The following is a 16,060-nucleotide window of genomic DNA, read 5'->3' as shown; positions in this document are numbered from 1 at the left end:
ATCACGGAGGGTGGAATCTGCTCCCACCGACTCGCGGCGGCGTCGCCGAGGTCCACGGTCACCTTCCCGGCCCGGGCCTGACGTTCCGGGGAACCTTTCCCGCCGCCCGTTAGTGGAATCAGTGGGGCAGGGAGGTGAAGGTGTCCGACGGTGATTGGATCTCCGAGTTGTACGCCGGCTGTTCACGGCGGCTGATCGTCCAGCTCTACGCCGTGACCGGCGACCTGCAAGAGGCGCAGGAGGCGGTCCAGGAGGCTTTCACGAGGGCGCTGACCACGCCCCGACGGTTCGCCCGGCTGGACAACCCGGAGGCGTGGTTGCGGCGGGTGGCGGTGAACATCGCCCGTACCCGGCATCGCCGGCACCGCCTGCTGGCCGGACTGCTGCACCGGATCGGTCCGCCGCCGGTGGTCGCCGACCGCTCGCCGGAACATCTCGCCCTGCTCGCCGCGCTGCGGCAGTTGCCGCAGGGACAGCGGCACGCGTTGGCCCTGCACTATCTGGTCGACCTGCCGGTGGACGAGGTGGCGGCGACGCTCGGGGTCTCGGTCGGCACGGTCAAGTCCCGGCTCGCCCGAGGGCGGCAGGCGTTGGCGTTGCTGCTCGACGACTCCGGCGTCGACGACAGCACGAGTACGGGGAGGATCAGTGCCCATTCGTGAATTCGCCGGATTCGACGTCGACACCGTCGCGGAGGCCGTCCGGCCGGCGCCCCTGGCCGAGGTACGGTCGGCGGCCCAGGCTCGTCGACGACGCCGTACCGGCGGACTGGCGCTGGCCCTCGTGGTGGTCTTCGCCGGCATGGCGGCCCTGCCCGTGGTCGCCGGCCAACGTGCCGTCGGGTGGGGCGAACCCAGCCCGCCGCCACCGGCCCGGGACCGCGCCACCCAGCTCTTCCTGACCGGCCCGGACTCCGGCGTCGGAGTCGAGAACATCGACGACGGCTGCACGCTGCGCTTCGCACACACCACGGATGGCGGACGGAACTGGAGCGGCTGGGACCAGGCCAGCTACCGGGCGGCGGACTGCCCGCCCGGAGCCACCCCGAGCAACCACGACCTGCGGTTCTCCGTCCTCGGCGAGCGCTCCTACCTGGTCCGCGACGCCGGCAGGTTCCGGCTGTCCACCGACCACGGCCGGACCTGGCAGGACGCCGCACAGGCGATCGTGGCCGTGGCCGCGTTTCCACCGAGCGCCCGTACCGTCTTCTGCCAAGGGGGCTGCGGTGCCCTCGACCAGCCACTCGCGGTGGATCCGCCGACCGGCACCGTTTACCGGCTCACCGGAGCACCACCGTCGCCCTATCCGCCGTTCAGCATCTATCCGGGCGAGGACGGAACGATCTGGGCCACCTACTGGCCGGGTGACATCGACGTCATGGTCGTCGCCCGGAGCACCGACCGGGGCGCCACCTGGAACACCTGGCGGCCGGCCAGGGGGGCGAACGTGATCGCCGTCGCCGGAGTCGACGACCGGCAGGCGTACCTCCTGATCGAGCCTCCACCGCTGCCCGGCGCCGAGCCGATGGAGCGGAGCGGTCCCGCCCAACTGCTGCACACCACGGACGGCGGAGCGACCTGGACGGACGTCGGCACCGACCTGCCCGCATCCCCGACGAGCAGGCCGTTCACGATCGCCTCGGACGGGTCGCTGCTGGTCGCCGAGTCCGGCGACGTGACACCGAACCTCACCCCGTACCTGCTGGTGAGCCGGGACGGGGGCCGGCACTTCAGCACCGAGCGCGGCCCCGGCGGGGCCGGACCGGTCGGGGTCGCCCCCGGGCATGCCTGGCTGTACGGCCGGGACGACATGTCGGTACTCGGGCCGGACCACGTCTCGATCACGAGAGACGGTTCCGCGTGGACCCGGTTCGCGCTGCCCGACTGAACCTGGTCCCCCGGCGTCGGTGTCCTCGCCTGCCGCGAGATCAACGGAACGGACCCTCGACCGCCGAGGGCGCATCCGGCCAGGGCGGGTGTCCGGGGCGACGAAGGCCCCCGAGGAGGTCACCGGTTCAGCGGCGTCGGGAACGGCGACTTCGCCAGTACGCGACCGCCGCCAGCGTGAGGTACCCGCCGGTGCGGCCGGCGACCCGCCCGGCCCGCTCCACCATCGCGGCCGGCACGCCCACCGCACCTCCGGGCGGCTCCACCTCCCGCAGCGGTAGGTCGCCGTACGCCGTCCGCGCCGCCCGCTCCGCCTCGTCCCGGGACAGGTAGAGCTGGTTCGCGGTGAGCAGGACCCCGGCGCCCCGGCACCGCCACCGCCACCGCCCGGCCCGGTCCCGCCACAGCTCGATCCGGTCGGCGTCGGCCGGCGCCGCCCAGTCCTGCGGCGGCGGGGTTCCGGAGCCGGCTGTCACCGCGCCGACCCCCGCCCCGACGCGGGCCCGGACCGCGCGCCGCACGGACCGGACGTCCTGTCGGGTCAGGTCGCCGACACCCCGGCCACCACTGGCCTGCAACACCCGCGCCACCAGGTACGCGAGGACGCCGGCCGGGATCGGTAGGGCCAGCGCCAGCACCCGGAGGATGGAGAGCACGTCCAACACCGGAATCCGGAAGATCTTCGCGACGATGTCGTCGGCCGCCGCGGCGAGCAGGACGGCGAACAGGGTCAGCACGGCCACCCCGAATCCGAGCCGGGCCGGATGCTCGCGGGGCGGATCGAGCAGTTGGTGGGAGAGCTGGCCGCGCCGGTGCCGCCGGTCCAGGAACGGCCAGAGGTAGAGGCCGGCGAAGGTCAGCCCGCCGAAGACGACCCCGGGAAGGAACGGGGACGCCACGAGATGACCGAAGATCCGGAACTCGACGGCGGGGAAGAGCCGGAGCGCCCCGTCGCCCCAGGCGACGTACCAGTCGGGTTGGGCGGGTGAGGTCGCCTGGGCCGGGTCGAACGGACCGTAGATCCAGACGGGGTTGATCTGCGCCAGCCCGCCGAGGGCGAACGTCACCGCCAGAACCCAGGCGAACAGCGCCAGCGTACGCATGGTGTAGCTGGGCCAGAACAGGGAGCCGACGACGTTGTTCTCGGTACGCCCCGGGCCGGGGAACTGGCTGTGCTTCTGCCGGACCAGGATGCCCAGGTGCGCCGCGATCAGCGCGGCCAGCGCCGCCGGGACGAGCAGTACGTGGCTGACGAACATCCGGGGCACCATCTCCTCGGTCGGGAACTCGCCCCCGGCGGCGACGAAGACCAGCCACTCCCCCAGCACGGGGATCGACTGGGTCACCGAGTACAGGATCCGCAGGCCGGTGCCGGAGAGCAGGTCGTCGGGGACGGAGTACCCGGTGAAGCCGTTGAACAGGGCGAGGGCGAGCATGGTGACGCCGATCAGCCAGTTGATCTCCCGGGGTTTGCGGAAGGCGCCGGTGAAGAAGATCCGCAGCAGGTGCAGCACGATCGCGGCGACGAAGAGCAGCGCTGCCCAGTGGTGGGTCTGCCGCATCAGCAGTCCGGCCCGGACGTCGAAGCTGAGCCGCACCGTCGAGGCGTACGCGGCGGAGGTGCGGGAACCGTCCAGCGGCGCGTACGAACCGGAGTAGACGGTGTCGGCGGTGCTCGGCTCGAAGAACAGGGTCAGGAAGATCCCGGTCAGCACGAGTACGACGAACGAGTAGAGGGCGAGTTCCCCGAGCATGAAAGACCAGTGGTCGGGAAAGACCTTGGCGAACGCCCTGCGCAGCACCGGCGCGGTCCGCAACCGGTCGTCGAGACTGCGGCCCAGCCGGCGGAGCAGCCAGCGGGTGATCACTTGAGGCTCCAGAAGCCGGGCCCGGGCGGGGCGGTGAAGTCGCCGATCGCGGTGAGGAAGCCGTCGGCGTCGAGGCTGATCGGCAGCCCGGGCAGTGGTCGGGCCGCCGGGCCGGCGATCGGCCGGGCGCCGGCGAGCAGGTCGAAGTTCGACTGGTGGCAGGGGCAGAGCACCCGGCCGGTCTCCTTCAGGTAGAGGGCGACCGGGCAGCCGGCGTGGGTGCAGAGCAGCGAGTAGACGACGACTCCGGCGACGTTCCCGCCGGGCGGCGGCACGACGAACCGGGCCGGATCCAGCCGGACGGCGAAGGCCGGTACGTCACCCCGGCCCCGGTGACCCTCGGGGAAGACGGTCAGCACCGTGCCGTCGGGCACGTCGGTGGGCCGCACCGGGACGCCGTCGGCGCGGACCAGCCGTACGCCGGCTGCCCAGGGGGTGGTCCGCAGCGCGTGCACCGGCCGCTCCCGGTCGAACGGCAGCAGTGAGCGCAGCGGGAACAGCGCCGCCCCGCCCAGCGTGCCGAGCGCCACGGCGAGCATCGCCAGCAGCCCCCGTCGACGTACCGGGCTCTCCGGTCCGGCCAGCGCCTCGGCGGCGAGCCGCAGGTCGGCGGGGGGCGAATCGAACGGCTCGTGCTCCTCGACGTACCCGCCGTTCGGCAGCAGGTGACGGGACCAGACGGCGAGTCCGACCGCGAGCCCGGCGAAGGCGACCGCCAGGGCGAGCCCTTCCAGTTGGGTCTGCCCGCCGGTGGCGTACACGGTGGCGAAGCCGGCGCCGCCGAGCGCGCTGACGCCGAACGCGCCGACGACGAGGCCCGACGCCGCCCGCTCCCGCCGTCCCGGCCCGTCGCCGCCGGTCATTCCCCGGCCCTGCTTCCGAGCCACCGGGCGACCGCGACCAGCAGCACGAGGCCGATTCCCCACGCCACCAACCCTTCCGTGGTCGGGCCCAGCCGCCCCAGCGACGCCCCGCCCCGGTCGAGCCGGTTCCCGCGCAGCTCCTGGACGTAGCTGGTCACGGCGTCGACCTGCGGCGGGCTGAGCACGCTCTCCGGAAAGGCGGGCATCAACCCCGGCCCGACCCGGACCGCCTCGGCCACCTGGACCGGTGTGGACTGGTCCAGCGACGGGGCGACGAACCCGTTGGTCAGCGTCGCCCCGACCCCGGCGGCGGAGTGGCACGCCGCGCAGTTGGCGAGGAACAGCTCCCGGCCGTCGCGCAGATCGCCGGGACCCACGGCCGGGATCTGCGGCCCTCCGCCGCCGAAGCTGCTCACGTGCGCGACGATGGCCCGGATCTCCGCCGCGGAGAAGGCCGGACGGCGGTGCGGTGGCTGGGCGGCCTCCTGGTCGATCGGCATCCGCCCGGTGCCGAGCTGGAAGTCCACCGACGCCGGGCCGACCCCGACCAGGGACGGCGCCCGCTGGCTCCCCTGACCGGCCGGGCCGTGGCAGCTCGCGCAACTGCGCAGGTAGAGGTCGGCACCCAGCGGCGAGACCGGGCCGGTCGTCGGCGGAATCGCCGGCGCGGCGGAGCCACCCCCCGGATCGGTCGGCGGCACCGAGGCGCCCGCCGTGGGCGTCGGGACGGTCGGTGGGGGCGGTGCCGGGGCGGCACGCGTCTGAGGGCGGTCAGGTGCTCCGCCGACCCGCGCGGACAGCGGTGCCGGGCCGGCGGCGTGCGCCGGCAGCGGTACCGGACCGGTGGCGAGGCCGAGCACGGCGAGGACCACCGCGATCCGCCGGGCCGGCAAGGTGTCCGTCCCGGTCATCACCACTCCCTCCGCTCGCCGGGACAACCGTCGGTCCGGTTCACTCGAGAGTGAACAGGTACGCGGCGATGTCCCGGGCATCCGTCTCGCTGACCCCGAGGTCGGGCATGGCGGTGCCCGGCTCCACCGACTGCGGATCCTGGATCCAGCGGCGCAGGTTCTCCGCGTTGTTCGGCAGTTCCCCGGCGATGTACGACCGGGCACCGAACCGGGTCAGCGGCGGGCCGACGAGGCCCTCCGCCCGTGGCACCCTCGGTACGGTGTGGCAGCCGCCGCAGCCGTACTGCTGGATCAGCCGCGCCCCGCGCTCCGGAAAGCCCTCGCGGCTCTCCGGAGGCGGCGGCGGTGGCACCCGGGTACAGGCGGCGAGCACGACCGTGACGGCCAGCGACACCAGCAGCGGCGGCAGTACGCGGAGTTCCACGGTCATCGAACCTCCTTCCCGGCCCCCGGGCGAACCGGTGGACCGTCGAGCACGTCGACCCGGCCGGGTCCGCCGGCTTCCGGACCGGCGGGTCGGTCGTCGGGCGGCAGCCCGACTCCGCGCGGCAGTGTCCGGTCGAGTCCGGACAACCAGCGCAGGAACACGACCGAGGCCGCCGCCAGCACGACGACGTCCATCGGAATCCACATCAGCAACCCGGCAAGCTGCTGGTCGGTACGCGGGTCGCCGCCGTACGGGGCGAGGACTCCGGCCGGGTAGACCGGATCGGGTGCGAGGGTCAGGGCGGCGCCGAGCGCGGAGGCGGCGAGCATCGTGGCGACCAGCAGGAATACCGCGACCGGCCCGGACACCCGCTGCCGGTCGGCGCCGAGCAGCAGGGACCAGAGCAACGCCGCCGCGCCGACGAACGAGGCGTGCTCGATCACGTGCACGAGGCCGTTCTCGGCGGCCAGCCGGTAGGGCGTGGGCAGGTGCCACGCCCAGAGCACGACCGCGTGCAGGCTGCCGGCCAGCACGGCGAGACCGGCCGGCCGGCGGATTCGGGAACCGACCGCCGAGGCCCGCCACCGGGCCCAGAGCCGACGCAGCCGCTTCGGCGCCGCCAGGGCCATCGGCAGGCCGACCGCTGCGGCGGCCAGCGCCGGACCGGCCACCACCACCAGGATCATGTGCTGGGTCATGTGACCCGCGAACGACAGCTCCGCCCGCTCGTGCACCGGTCCGGTCGAGGCGACCACTATCGCGGCGACGCCGAGGACGAACGCCGCGACCCGCCAGCGGGCGACGACTGCGCCGGGGCCGCGCCGGCTCCACAGTTCGTGCACGCCGCGTCCGTACGCCGCGCAGAGCAGCGCGAGCACGGTGACCAGGCCCAGATTGGTCCAGGCCTGCTCCGCCGGACCGCCGTGCGCCAGCGGTCCGGCGGCGGCGGACCAGCCGCTCACCGTTGACATGGCGGTAGCACCAGGGCGGCCACGCCGCCGAGCGCGATCATGGCCAGGGCCAGCGTGTTCAGCCAGAGCCCGACGAAGGCGAGCAGGTGCGCCCGCCCCGTCGACCGCTCGTCGCCGTCGCCGTGGTTCGGCCGGACGCGCCGCCAGGCGAGCACCGAGGCGGCGAGCGCGGCGGCGGCGCCGGCCGCCGGGAGCAGCACCGCGAGGGCGATGGCGCCGGTCAGCGGGAAGCCCGCGAGGTTGTCGTGCCCGGCCTCGCAGGCGAGTTCGTCGATGCTCCAGGCGGCCAGCGCGTGGACGGCCCAGGCGGAGACCCCGCCGAGTACGGCGAACCAGAGCAGCAGCCCGCCGACCAACGCGGCCCGGGGCGACAGTCGCTCGCTCATCACAGCCTCGGCGAGAGGTAGACGGTGAACAGGATCGCCACCCAGACCGCGTCGACGAAGTGCCAGTAGTAGCCGACGACGCGGACCCGCTCGTGTCGACGGGTACCGAAACTGCCGTGCAGGGATGCGGCGAGCAGCCAGCAGACCATCAGTAGGCCGACGGTGACGTGCGCGCCGTGGAAGGTGGTGATGGCGTAGAACAGCGACCCGTAGACGTTCGTGGTGAAGGTGTACTCCCGGAGGATCTCGCTGTACTCGATGCCCTGGAGGCCGAGGAAGGTCCCGCCCATGACGAGGGTGCCGAGCAGTCCGGCCCGCAATTGCCAGCGTCGCCCGCGCCGGATGCCCGCCTCGGCCCAGAGCACCGGCAGGCTGCTGGGCACCAGCACCGCCGTCATGATCAACGGCAGCAGGAGTTCCGGCTCGGCGATCCCGTCCGGCGGCCACGGGGCGCCGTGCTGGAACCGCAGGTAGAAGTAGCTGCCGAAGAGGGCGGCGAAGAGGGTGCCCTCGGTGGTGATGAACAGTGTCATCCCCCACCACGCGGTCGACCGGCCGACCGGTTCCTCGGTGACCAGCCCGACGGGGCCGGTCGCCGTACGAAGGTCTCCGGCGGTCGTGCCGAGCCGGTCCGGGCGCCCGCTCATGTCGTCATCCCCGCCTCCTCCGGCGCCCGGTGCGGGGGCCAGAGCCAGGTGGCGAGGGTACCGGCGACGAGCGCACCACTCCCGGCGGCGATCCAGTACCAGGCGAAGAGCAGGCCGAGGAAGAGCACCAGCAGCCCGACGGCGGCCACCAGTGGCTTCAGCGTCTCCTCGGGCATCTCCACCGCCCGCTCGGGGCGGCCGTCGAACTCACTCGTGAACAACGTCCTGCGTCCCTCGGCCAGGATCCGGTCCTCGTCGGCCCCCGGACCGGTGGACTCGGCGGTCGCCGGGTCCCAGACCGGGTGCAGGCTGCGCACCCGGGGAATGACCGCGAAGTTGTAGGGCTTCGGCGGTGAACTGGTGGCCCACTCCAGGCTGTCGCCGCCCCACGGGTCGTCCGGCGCCGGGTCGCCGCGCCGCAGCGCGTGCACCACCCCGATCGCCACCAGCAGCAGCCCGACGGCCAGCACGTACGCGCCGACGGTGGCGAGCACGTTCAACGCGTCCCAGCCGAGTCCTCCGGAGTACGTGTAGACCCGGCGCGGCATGCCGAGCAGCCCCGAGACGTGCATCGGGAAGAAGGTCAGGTTCATGCCCAGGAAGACCAGCCAGAACGCCCACCGGCCGAGCCGGGCGTCGAACATCCGCCCGGTGATCTTCGGCAGCCAGTAGTAGATCCCGGCCAGGATCGGGAAGACCGCGCCACCGAAGAGGACGTAGTGGAAGTGGGCCACCACGAAGTAGGTGTCGGTGGTCTGCTGGTCGAAGGCGGTCAGCGCGAACATCACACCGGTGAAGCCGCCGATGACGAAGGTGACGAGGAATCCGACGACGAAGAGGAACGGCACGCTCAGCACGATCCGGCCGAACAGCATCGTGGCGAGCCAGGCGAAGATCTGCAGGCCGGACGGGATGGTGATGACGGTGCTCGCCGCGCTGAAGAACCCGTACGACAGTTGTGGGAGGCCGGTGGCGAACATGTGGTGCACCCAGACCCCGAACGAGATGATCGCGATCGCCACGATCGAGAACACCACCAGCGGGTACCCGACGATGCCGCGCCGGCAGAAGACCGGCAGTACCGCCGAGACGATGCCGAGCGCGGGCATCACGATGATGTAGACGTCCGGATGGCCGAAGATCCAGAACAGGTGCTGCCAGAGCAGGACGTTGCCGCCCCGCTCCGGTTCGAAGAACCGCGTGTCGAACCGCCGGTCGAGGAAGAGCAGGGCGTTGTCGAGATTCAGCACCGGCAGCGCGAAGAGCACCATGAACGCGGTGGCGACGATGGCCCAGACGAAGATCGGCACCCGGTTGAGCGACATGCCCGGGGCGCGCAGCTTGAGCGCGGTGACGATGAAGTTGATCGCGCCGGCCGTGGTCGAGATGCCGAGGAAGAGCAGCCCCAGGGTGTAGACGTCGAGGTGCAGGCCGGGAGTGTGCCGCTCGTCGGTCAGCGGCACGTACGCGAACCAGCCGCCGTTGGGCGCGGCACCGGCCGGCACGCTGGCCCACATGAACAGTCCGGCGAAGAGGAACACCCAGTAGCCGAACGCGTTCAGCCGGGGAAACGCCATGTCCCGGGTGCCGATCATCAGCGGAACGAGGAAGTTGCCGAACCCGAACAGCATCGGCGTCGAGAACAGGAAGATCATCGCCGTGCCGTGCATGGTGAAGAGCTGGTTGTACTCACGCGCCGACAGGACCCCGGCCTCCGGACCGGCCAGTTGGGTACGCATCGCCAGCGCGCTGGCCCCGGCGAAGCCGAAGAACAGCGCGGCGGTGACCAGGTACCGCCGCCCGATCCGCTTGTGGTCCACGGTGGCGAACCAGTTGCGCAGGGTCGGCGCCGCCGCCCAGTGGCTGTCCAGGGCCGCCATCGCCGCCGGGTCGGGACCGGTGCCGCGCTCGGCGGCGGTGCTGGACGACATCGACCCGCGCCTACCGCAGCGATTCCAGGTACGCGATCAGGTCGGGCAGGGCCGCCGCGTCGACCGGCTGCGGCGGCATGGCGTTGCCCGGCTTGACCGTCTGCGAGTTGGCGATCCAGCCGCCCAGGTGCCCGCCGTCGTTCGGCACCGCGCCGGCGCCGAGGCTCCACCTGGCACCGAGCATGGAGAGGTCCGGCCCGACCGTGCCGGTGGCGGAGGTGCCCCGGACGGTGTGGCAGGCGACGCAGGCGGACTGGAGGAACGCCTGCCGGCCTCGGCGCTCGGCGTCGCTGTCCGGCGCCGGCGCCGGCTCGGCGAGCCGGGCCAGCCAGGCGTCGAACTCGGCCCGGGGCCGCGCCACCACCAGGAACGCCATGTGGGCGTGCTGGAGGCCGCAGTACTCGGCGCACTGGCCGCGGTACTCCCCCGGTCGCTCCGCGTGCAGCCACGTCTCGCGGATCTTGCCGGCGATCAGGTCGGTCTTGGGCATCAACTGCGGCACCCAGAAGCTGTGCAGGACGTCGGCGGTGCGCAGCCGCACCCGCACCGGCTCGCCGACGGGGATCCGGATCTCGTTGGCGGTCGCGCCGTCCACCCCGGCGTAGCGCACCTCCCACCACCACTTGTGCCCGGTCACCTCGACGGTCACCGCAGGCGGCGTCTCGGGCTGCGCCAGTGCGGCCAGGTCGCGCAGACCGAGGCCGTACACGGCGAGCAGGACGACGAAGGGCAGGCCGGCACCGGCGACGACCACGAAGCGGACCGGGTCGGACCGGTCGAGCCGGCGGCGCGGGTGGCGGCGGAACACCAGCGCCCAGACCAGTAGCGCCATGACCTCCACGAAGACCGCCACCGAGATCCAGAACAGCAGCCACCAGAAGTCCGCCACCCGTCGGGCGCCCACCCCGCCGGGGTCCAGGGTGGAGGGTGCACCGCCGGCGCAGCCGCAGAGCAGGAGCAGCAACCCGCAGCCGACGGCCCGTGGAATCGGTACGCTCCGCCGACGGCGGATCTGCGGTCCCCTGCCGGCCACCGGGCCACCACCTCCGCTCCTCGGGCCGTCGACCCAGGTTAACCGGACAAACGAGACAGGTAGTCCTTTTGCCGTTTAACTCCCAAACCACTCTTCACTCCTGCATCATCGGCAGGGTGGCATTTCCTCGACCGCGATCAACCGGAACGGCGACCCGCCGATCTCGGCCCGACACCGCCCGGACTCCGGACGCCGACGCTCGGCACGGCCACCCGGGTACCTCGTCGAACAGGCACGCGGCGGCGGATCGGCGGACCCTGGGCTGGCTGACCGCCGGGCTGACCACCGCCGCCGCGACCGCCGGCCTGCTGATCGCGCCGCCCGACGCGCTACAGGGCGACGCCCAGCGACTGATGTACCTGCACGTCCCGGCCGCCTGGACCGCCTACCTCGCGTTCGCCGCCGTCCTCGCCACCAGCCTCGGCTTCCTCGCCACCCGGGACCCCCGCTGGGACCGTCGCGCCCGGGTCGCCGCGGAACTCGGGGTCGGGCTGACCGCACTGACCATCGCGCTCGGCGCCCTCTGGGGACGGGCGGTCTGGGGTACCTGGTGGGCGTGGGACCCGAGACTGGTCAGCACCACCCTGCTGCTGCTCGTCTACACCGGCTACCTGGCCGTCCGACGCACCCTCGGCGAGGGCCGTACCACCCCGCCGGCACGCCCTGTCGGCGGCCCGGCCGCGATCGTCGGCATCGCCGGGTTCGCGCTGGTACCGCTTGTGCACTTCTCGGTCGTCTGGTGGCGGTCCCTGCACCAGCCGGCGACGATCCTCGCTCCGCACCGGCCGCCGATCGACCCGCTGATGGCGGCGGCGCTGCTGCTCAGCGTGGCCGCGTTCACCACCGCCGCCGCGTGGATCTTCCTGCGCCGGCTCGCCGCGCTCGAACGCGACACCCCGCCTACCGCACCGCTGCGTTCGATGGCGCGGGCATCGGTGGAGAGCCGGTGAACGGCTGGGCTGCGGTGCTGACCGGCGTCGGGCTCACCGCCGCCACCACCGCCTGGGCCGTCCGGTGGAGCGCCGTCCGCCCCGTACCGCCCCCGGCGGCCCTCGGTACCGTTGCCGCTCCGGCGGGCCGGGGCACCGGCGGATCGTCGGGCCGCCCCGTACCACGGTCGCCGGGGTCCAGCGGTGCGGCGGCACGGCGCCCGCCACCGCCACGGAGTCCCCGGTGATCCGGCCGACCCGCGCCGGTGTCACCCTGGCCGCCGTGCTGCTCGCCGGCACCGGGCTGCTCGTCCAGGCTGGCCTGCGGGACACCCTCAGCTACTACCGCACGCCGGCCGAGCTTGACGCCGATCCGGCCGCCCCGGCCACCCGGACCAGGTTGACCGGGATGGTGGTGCCGGGCTCGGTCCGCCACGACGGTCGACAGACCGTCTTCCGGCTCGCCGCCGAGGGGCACGAGGTCACCGTTCGGCAGCGCGGAGCGCCCCCGGACACCTTCCGGGCCGGCCAGGACGCCGTGGTGGAGGGCGTGCTGGGTCCCGACGGCGTGTTCGACTCCGACCAGGTGGTGGTCAGGCACGGCAACGACTACCGACCGGCGTACGACGGGTCGCCGGGGACGGCCCGGTGACCGGTCAGGTCGGCACCGGGGCGCTCGGCGTCGGCCTCGCCGCCTCGGTGGCCGCGACGCTGCTGTGGCTACGCCACGCGCTGTCCCCGGCCGCACCCGTCCGGTCCGCCCGGCTGGCCACCGTCACCGCGCTGACGGCCGCCGTCGTGGCGTGCGGCGCGCTGGAATGGGCACTGCTGCGCCACGACTTCAGCCTCCGGTTCGTCGCCGAGAACGGCGGCCGCCACGTGCCGCTCTACTACACCGTCACCGGCCTGTGGTCGGCGCTGGACGGCTCGCTGCTGCTCTGGCTGCTGATCCTCACCGGCTACGCCGCCCTGCTCGCCCGTACCGTGCCCGCCGGAGACCGCCGACTACAGCCGTGGGCGATGACGACGGTCGGCGTCGTCGTGGTCTTCTTCTTCGCCCTGTCGTACTTCGCCGCCAACCCGTTCCACCCGGTCTCGCCGGTGCCGGCTGACGGCCCGGGACCCAACCCCCTGCTCCGGGAACATCCGGCGATGGGGCTGCACCCACCCCTGCTGTACGCCGGCTACGTCGGTCTGGTCGTCCCGTTCGGGTACGCGCTGGCCGGGCTGCTGGCCGGACCCGCCGGTCGGCGCTGGACGATCCCCGCCCGGCGCTGGGCGCTGCTGGCCTGGACCCTGCTCACCACCGGCATCCTGCTCGGCGCCTGGTGGTCGTACGCGGTCCTCGGCTGGGGCGGCTACTGGGCCTGGGACCCGGTCGAGAACGCGTCCCTGCTGCCGTGGCTGACCGCCACCGCGTTCCTGCACTCGATCCGGCGCCCGCACGCCGCCGAACGTACCGGCTGGCCGGTCGGCCTGGCCTGCGCCAGCTTCCTGCTGGTCCTGCTCGGCACGTTCCTCACCCGCTCCGGCGTGGTGGCCAGCGTGCACGCCTTCACCGAGTCGCCGCTCGGACCGATACTGCTCGGCTTCCTGCTGCTGACGGCCGTCGGCACGGTGCTGTTGATCGGCTGGCGCCTGCGGGTACCGGCCGACCCGGGACCGTCGGACGGCACAGCACCGCTGTCCCGGTCGGCTGCCCGAACGTTCGGCCCGACCGACGCGGCCCTGCTCGGCAACCGGATCATGCTCACCACGATCGCCGCCGTGGTACTCGCCGGCACGCTCGCCCCGCTGCTCGCCGAGGCGCTCTCCGGCAGTACCGCCGCGGTCGGCCCGGCCTACTTCAACCGCACCGTCGTACCGCTCGCGATCGGCGTACTCGTGCTGGTCGGCCTGGCCCCGCTGCTGTCCCCGGCCGGATCGGCGCCGGGTGAGCTGGCCCGCAGAGCCGCCGTACCGGCCGGTGTCGCACTCGCCGGCATGGCCGTGCCCGGCCTGCTCAGCCGGCCCGGGCCGACGGTCCTGGCCGCCTTCGGCTGCGCCGGCTTCGCCCTCACCGCCACGGCCGTGGACCTGCGCCGCCGGCTCTCCGGCGACGGCGGGTGGCGGGCCGCCGCACGGTCCGGCCGGCTGGGCGGGCCGCTCGCGCACGCCGGGATCGCGCTGGTCGCCGTCGGCGCCGCCGCCTCCGCCGGCTACACCGGCTCCGTGCAACGGGAACTGGCCGTCGGGGAGTCGCTGGCGGTATCCGGGGCTACCGCCCGGCTGACCGCGATCGACCGGGCGGGCGGCGACACCGGCATGACCGTCCGGGCCCGCCTCGCCCTCGGCACGACGGACCGGCCGACGGCCACCGCCGTACCCGAGCTGACCTACGATCCCCGGCACGACCTGACGGTGAGCAGCCCCGCGATCCGTACCGGCCTGCTCCGGGACACCTACACCACCCTGCTCGCCGTCTCGGCCGACGGCCGTACCGCCACCGTCCGGCTCGCGGTGAACCCGATGGTGTCGCTGGTCTGGGCCGGCGGAGCCCTCACCGCCCTGGGCGGGCTGCTCGCCCTGCCGACGACGCGACGACGTGCACGCGTCCGGTCGGGAGGGGTATCAGGGGAATCCGCACGGCCAGCCGTACCGGCCGCCCCGGGAGCGGTCGGATGACCGGAACGTCGCACCGCCGGCGGCTGCCCGGGAGGCTGGCCCTCCGCCGCCGGTGGGTACCGCTGTTGGCGCTGCTCGGGATCGGCGCGCTCGGGGCGACGATGGCGGTCCGGGTCGCCGACCCCGAATCCGGTACGGACGGGTCGCCGGTGAGCGCGCCGGGGGCACCACCACCGCCGCTGACCGGTCATAGTCTTAGCGGTACGCCGGTCGACCTCGCCGGACTGCGCGGACGGGTCGTAGTGGTCAACCTGTTCGCGTCCTGGTGCGGGCCGTGCCGGGACGAGCTGCCGCTGCTCGCCGAGACGCGCCGCCGCTGGACGTCGCGGGATCTCCAGGTGATCGCGGTGGCCGTCCGCGACAGCACGACGGCGGTGCGGGCGCTGCTCGCCGAGACGGGGGCGGAAGAGCTGACCGTGCTGCCCGATCCGGCCGGCGCCACCGCCGTGAACTGGGGGGCGTTCGGAGTACCAGAGACGTTCCTGGTGGACCGGGAGGGCCGGATCGCGGACCGGGCGACCGGCCCGGTGACCGCGAAGTGGCTCGACCGGCACCTGACGCCGCTGCTGGGCATACCGTGAGGGGCCGCCGGATCGCCGGTACGCTCCTGCTGCTGGTCCTGCTGCTGGGCGCGGTGGTGGGGACGTACCGCTCCGTCCGGCCCGTCGACGACGACCCGGCACGGCGGCTCGCCGCCGAACTGCGCTGCCCCGCCTGCCAGGGCGAGTCGGTGGCCGACTCCCGGTCACCGATCGCCGCCGCCATGCGCGACGTGATCACCGCCCAACTCGGGCAGGGCCGCAGCCCGGACGAGATCCGGACCTACCTGGTCCGGCGCTACGGGGCGGAGGTGCTGTCCGCGCCGCCCGCCCGCGGCTGGGGGCTCGCGCTCTGGCTGGTCCCCGTGCTCGCACTCGGGGCCGGGGCGTTCCCGGCCGTGCACGCGTACCGCCGGCACCGCCGTCCGGCCGCAGCCGGGTCCCGACCCCGGGCCGCCGATGCGGTTGTTCGCCCGGCCGGACCGTCCCGGCCGGCGGTCAGCGCCGGGCGGGTCTGGACCGCCGGCGCGGTCACCGTGCTGGTGCTGGTCGGCGGCGTCGCCGTGGCCGCCCCGCGCCTGGCCGACACCTCGCGCCCGGCCCGGCCACCGGACCCGGCCGCTTCCGCCGATCCGGTGCCCGACCTGCTCGCGTTGGCCCGCACCATGGAGGAACAGAATCGGTACGAGGTCGCCGCGGAGATCTACCGGACGGCGCTGCACCAGCAGCCGGCCGACGAGATCCGCCTCCGCCTGGCCTTCACCCTGATCCGCATCGGGCAGGCGGCCGAGGCGACCCGGCTCGCCGAGGCGGTCCTCGCCAGCCGGCCCGACACACCGGACGCCCTACTGATGCTCGGCCTCGCGCAGCGCGGCAACGACCCGACGGCCTCCACGCGCACCCTGCGCCGGTTCCTCGACCGGGCGCCCGGTCATCCTGCCGCCGCCGAGATCCGGCACCTGGTCGGATCCGGCTGAACGGCGACACCGGCGGACCGGCCACCGC

16 protein-coding genes are annotated in these 16,060 nt (G+C 73.8%); 7 read left to right on the top strand and 9 right to left on the bottom strand.

The features are described from left to right. Nucleotides 1–140: 140 nt before the first annotated feature. Together Pen02_RS26895 and Pen02_RS26890 are read left to right on the top strand one after the other, a co-directional pair. The gene (locus Pen02_RS26895) at nucleotides 141–662 is read left to right on the top strand and encodes an RNA polymerase sigma factor (protein ID WP_203868894.1); all 522 of its coding nucleotides are present in this window, start codon (nucleotides 141–143) and stop codon (nucleotides 660–662) included. Further along, nucleotides 649–1,887: a WD40/YVTN/BNR-like repeat-containing protein gene (locus tag Pen02_RS26890; protein ID WP_203868893.1), complete on the top strand. Its 1,239-nt coding sequence runs from the start codon at nucleotides 649–651 to the stop codon at nucleotides 1,885–1,887. The genes Pen02_RS26895 and Pen02_RS26890 overlap by 14 nt, the downstream gene beginning before the upstream one ends. Before the next feature lie 127 nt (nucleotides 1,888–2,014). Here the strand turns inward: Pen02_RS26890 and qcrB are convergent, their stop codons facing one another. Genes qcrB through coxB form a run of 9 tightly spaced genes read right to left on the bottom strand, consistent with a single transcriptional unit; the run spans nucleotide 2,015 to nucleotide 10,923 of the window. Further along, complete coding sequence (qcrB, locus tag Pen02_RS42630) at nucleotides 2,015–3,754, bottom strand: cytochrome bc1 complex cytochrome b subunit (protein WP_203868892.1); 1,740 nt, start codon at nucleotides 3,752–3,754, stop codon at nucleotides 2,015–2,017. Beyond that, a complete protein-coding gene (locus Pen02_RS26880) occupies nucleotides 3,751–4,617 on the bottom strand; it encodes a QcrA and Rieske domain-containing protein (RefSeq protein WP_203868891.1) in 867 nt (288 codons plus the stop codon). The genes qcrB and Pen02_RS26880 overlap by 4 nt, the downstream gene beginning before the upstream one ends. After that, nucleotides 4,614–5,528 (bottom strand): cytochrome bc1 complex diheme cytochrome c subunit, encoded by a 915-nt coding sequence (qcrC, locus tag Pen02_RS26875; RefSeq protein ID WP_203868890.1) that lies wholly within the window; start codon nucleotides 5,526–5,528, stop codon nucleotides 4,614–4,616. Before qcrC ends, Pen02_RS26880 begins: the two co-directional genes overlap by 4 nt. A 40-nt stretch (nucleotides 5,529–5,568) precedes the next feature. Next, nucleotides 5,569–5,958, bottom strand: coding sequence for a c-type cytochrome (locus Pen02_RS26870; RefSeq protein WP_203868889.1), 390 nt, complete (start codon nucleotides 5,956–5,958; stop codon nucleotides 5,569–5,571). Continuing rightward, the gene (locus tag Pen02_RS26865) at nucleotides 5,955–6,926 is read right to left on the bottom strand and encodes a cytochrome c oxidase assembly protein (protein WP_203868888.1); all 972 of its coding nucleotides are present in this window, start codon (nucleotides 6,924–6,926) and stop codon (nucleotides 5,955–5,957) included. Before Pen02_RS26865 ends, Pen02_RS26870 begins: the two co-directional genes overlap by 4 nt. Further along, nucleotides 6,914–7,312: a hypothetical protein gene (locus Pen02_RS26860; protein WP_203868887.1), complete on the bottom strand. Its 399-nt coding sequence runs from the start codon at nucleotides 7,310–7,312 to the stop codon at nucleotides 6,914–6,916. Before Pen02_RS26860 ends, Pen02_RS26865 begins: the two co-directional genes overlap by 13 nt. Beyond that, entirely contained in the window at nucleotides 7,312–7,959 is a 648-nt protein-coding gene (locus Pen02_RS26855) for a cytochrome c oxidase subunit 3 (RefSeq protein WP_203868886.1), read from the bottom strand. The genes Pen02_RS26860 and Pen02_RS26855 overlap by 1 nt, the downstream gene beginning before the upstream one ends. Then, nucleotides 7,956–9,890, bottom strand: coding sequence for a cytochrome c oxidase subunit I (gene ctaD / locus Pen02_RS26850; RefSeq protein WP_203868885.1), 1,935 nt, complete (start codon nucleotides 9,888–9,890; stop codon nucleotides 7,956–7,958). Before ctaD ends, Pen02_RS26855 begins: the two co-directional genes overlap by 4 nt. Before the next feature lie 10 nt (nucleotides 9,891–9,900). Further along, complete coding sequence (coxB, locus tag Pen02_RS26845; RefSeq protein WP_203868884.1) at nucleotides 9,901–10,923, bottom strand: cytochrome c oxidase subunit II; 1,023 nt, start codon at nucleotides 10,921–10,923, stop codon at nucleotides 9,901–9,903. 116 nt (nucleotides 10,924–11,039) lie between these two features. On the opposite strand from coxB, the gene ccsA reads away from it, so the two are divergent. From ccsA to Pen02_RS26820, 5 genes are all read left to right on the top strand, one after another. After that, entirely contained in the window at nucleotides 11,040–11,873 is an 834-nt protein-coding gene (gene ccsA / locus Pen02_RS26840) for a cytochrome c biogenesis protein CcsA (RefSeq protein WP_203868883.1), read from the top strand. Between the two features lie 223 nt (nucleotides 11,874–12,096). Continuing rightward, on the top strand, nucleotides 12,097–12,504 hold the full coding sequence (locus Pen02_RS26835; RefSeq protein ID WP_203868882.1) for a cytochrome c maturation protein CcmE: 408 nt from the start codon (nucleotides 12,097–12,099) through the stop codon (nucleotides 12,502–12,504). Beyond that, entirely contained in the window at nucleotides 12,501–14,516 is a 2,016-nt protein-coding gene (locus Pen02_RS26830) for a heme lyase CcmF/NrfE family subunit (RefSeq protein ID WP_203868881.1), read from the top strand. The genes Pen02_RS26835 and Pen02_RS26830 overlap by 4 nt, the downstream gene beginning before the upstream one ends. After that, on the top strand, nucleotides 14,513–15,097 hold the full coding sequence (locus Pen02_RS26825) for a TlpA family protein disulfide reductase (protein ID WP_203868880.1): 585 nt from the start codon (nucleotides 14,513–14,515) through the stop codon (nucleotides 15,095–15,097). Before Pen02_RS26830 ends, Pen02_RS26825 begins: the two co-directional genes overlap by 4 nt. Then, a complete protein-coding gene (locus tag Pen02_RS26820; protein WP_203868879.1) occupies nucleotides 15,094–16,032 on the top strand; it encodes a cytochrome c-type biogenesis protein CcmH in 939 nt (312 codons plus the stop codon). The genes Pen02_RS26825 and Pen02_RS26820 overlap by 4 nt, the downstream gene beginning before the upstream one ends. The last annotated feature ends 28 nt before the right edge of the window (nucleotides 16,033–16,060 follow it).

Origin of the sequence: Plantactinospora endophytica, assembly GCF_016862915.1 — a bacterium.
Classification (GTDB): Bacteria; Actinomycetota; Actinomycetes; order Mycobacteriales; family Micromonosporaceae; genus Plantactinospora; species Plantactinospora endophytica.
Note: the sequence above shows the minus strand (reverse complement) of the source record. Positions and strands in the feature narration are given on the sequence as shown.

Bases quoted from the DNA above. Each gene is read 5' to 3' on its own strand.
- Pen02_RS26865 (WP_203868888.1), bottom strand. From the start codon at position 6,926: ATGTCAACGGTGAGCGGCTGGTCCGCCGCCGCCGGACCGCTGGCGCAC.
- Pen02_RS26880 (WP_203868891.1), bottom strand. From the start codon at position 4,617: ATGACCGGCGGCGACGGGCCGGGACGGCGGGAGCGGGCGGCGTCGGGC.
- Pen02_RS26855 (WP_203868886.1), bottom strand. From the start codon at position 7,959: ATGAGCGGGCGCCCGGACCGGCTCGGCACGACCGCCGGAGACCTTCGT.
- Pen02_RS26825 (WP_203868880.1), top strand. From the start codon at position 14,513: ATGACCGGAACGTCGCACCGCCGGCGGCTGCCCGGGAGGCTGGCCCTC.
- Pen02_RS26870 (WP_203868889.1), bottom strand. From the start codon at position 5,958: ATGACCGTGGAACTCCGCGTACTGCCGCCGCTGCTGGTGTCGCTGGCC.
- Pen02_RS26860 (WP_203868887.1), bottom strand. From the start codon at position 7,312: ATGAGCGAGCGACTGTCGCCCCGGGCCGCGTTGGTCGGCGGGCTGCTG.
- ctaD (WP_203868885.1), bottom strand. From the start codon at position 9,890: ATGTCGTCCAGCACCGCCGCCGAGCGCGGCACCGGTCCCGACCCGGCG.
- qcrC (WP_203868890.1), bottom strand. From the start codon at position 5,528: ATGACCGGGACGGACACCTTGCCGGCCCGGCGGATCGCGGTGGTCCTC.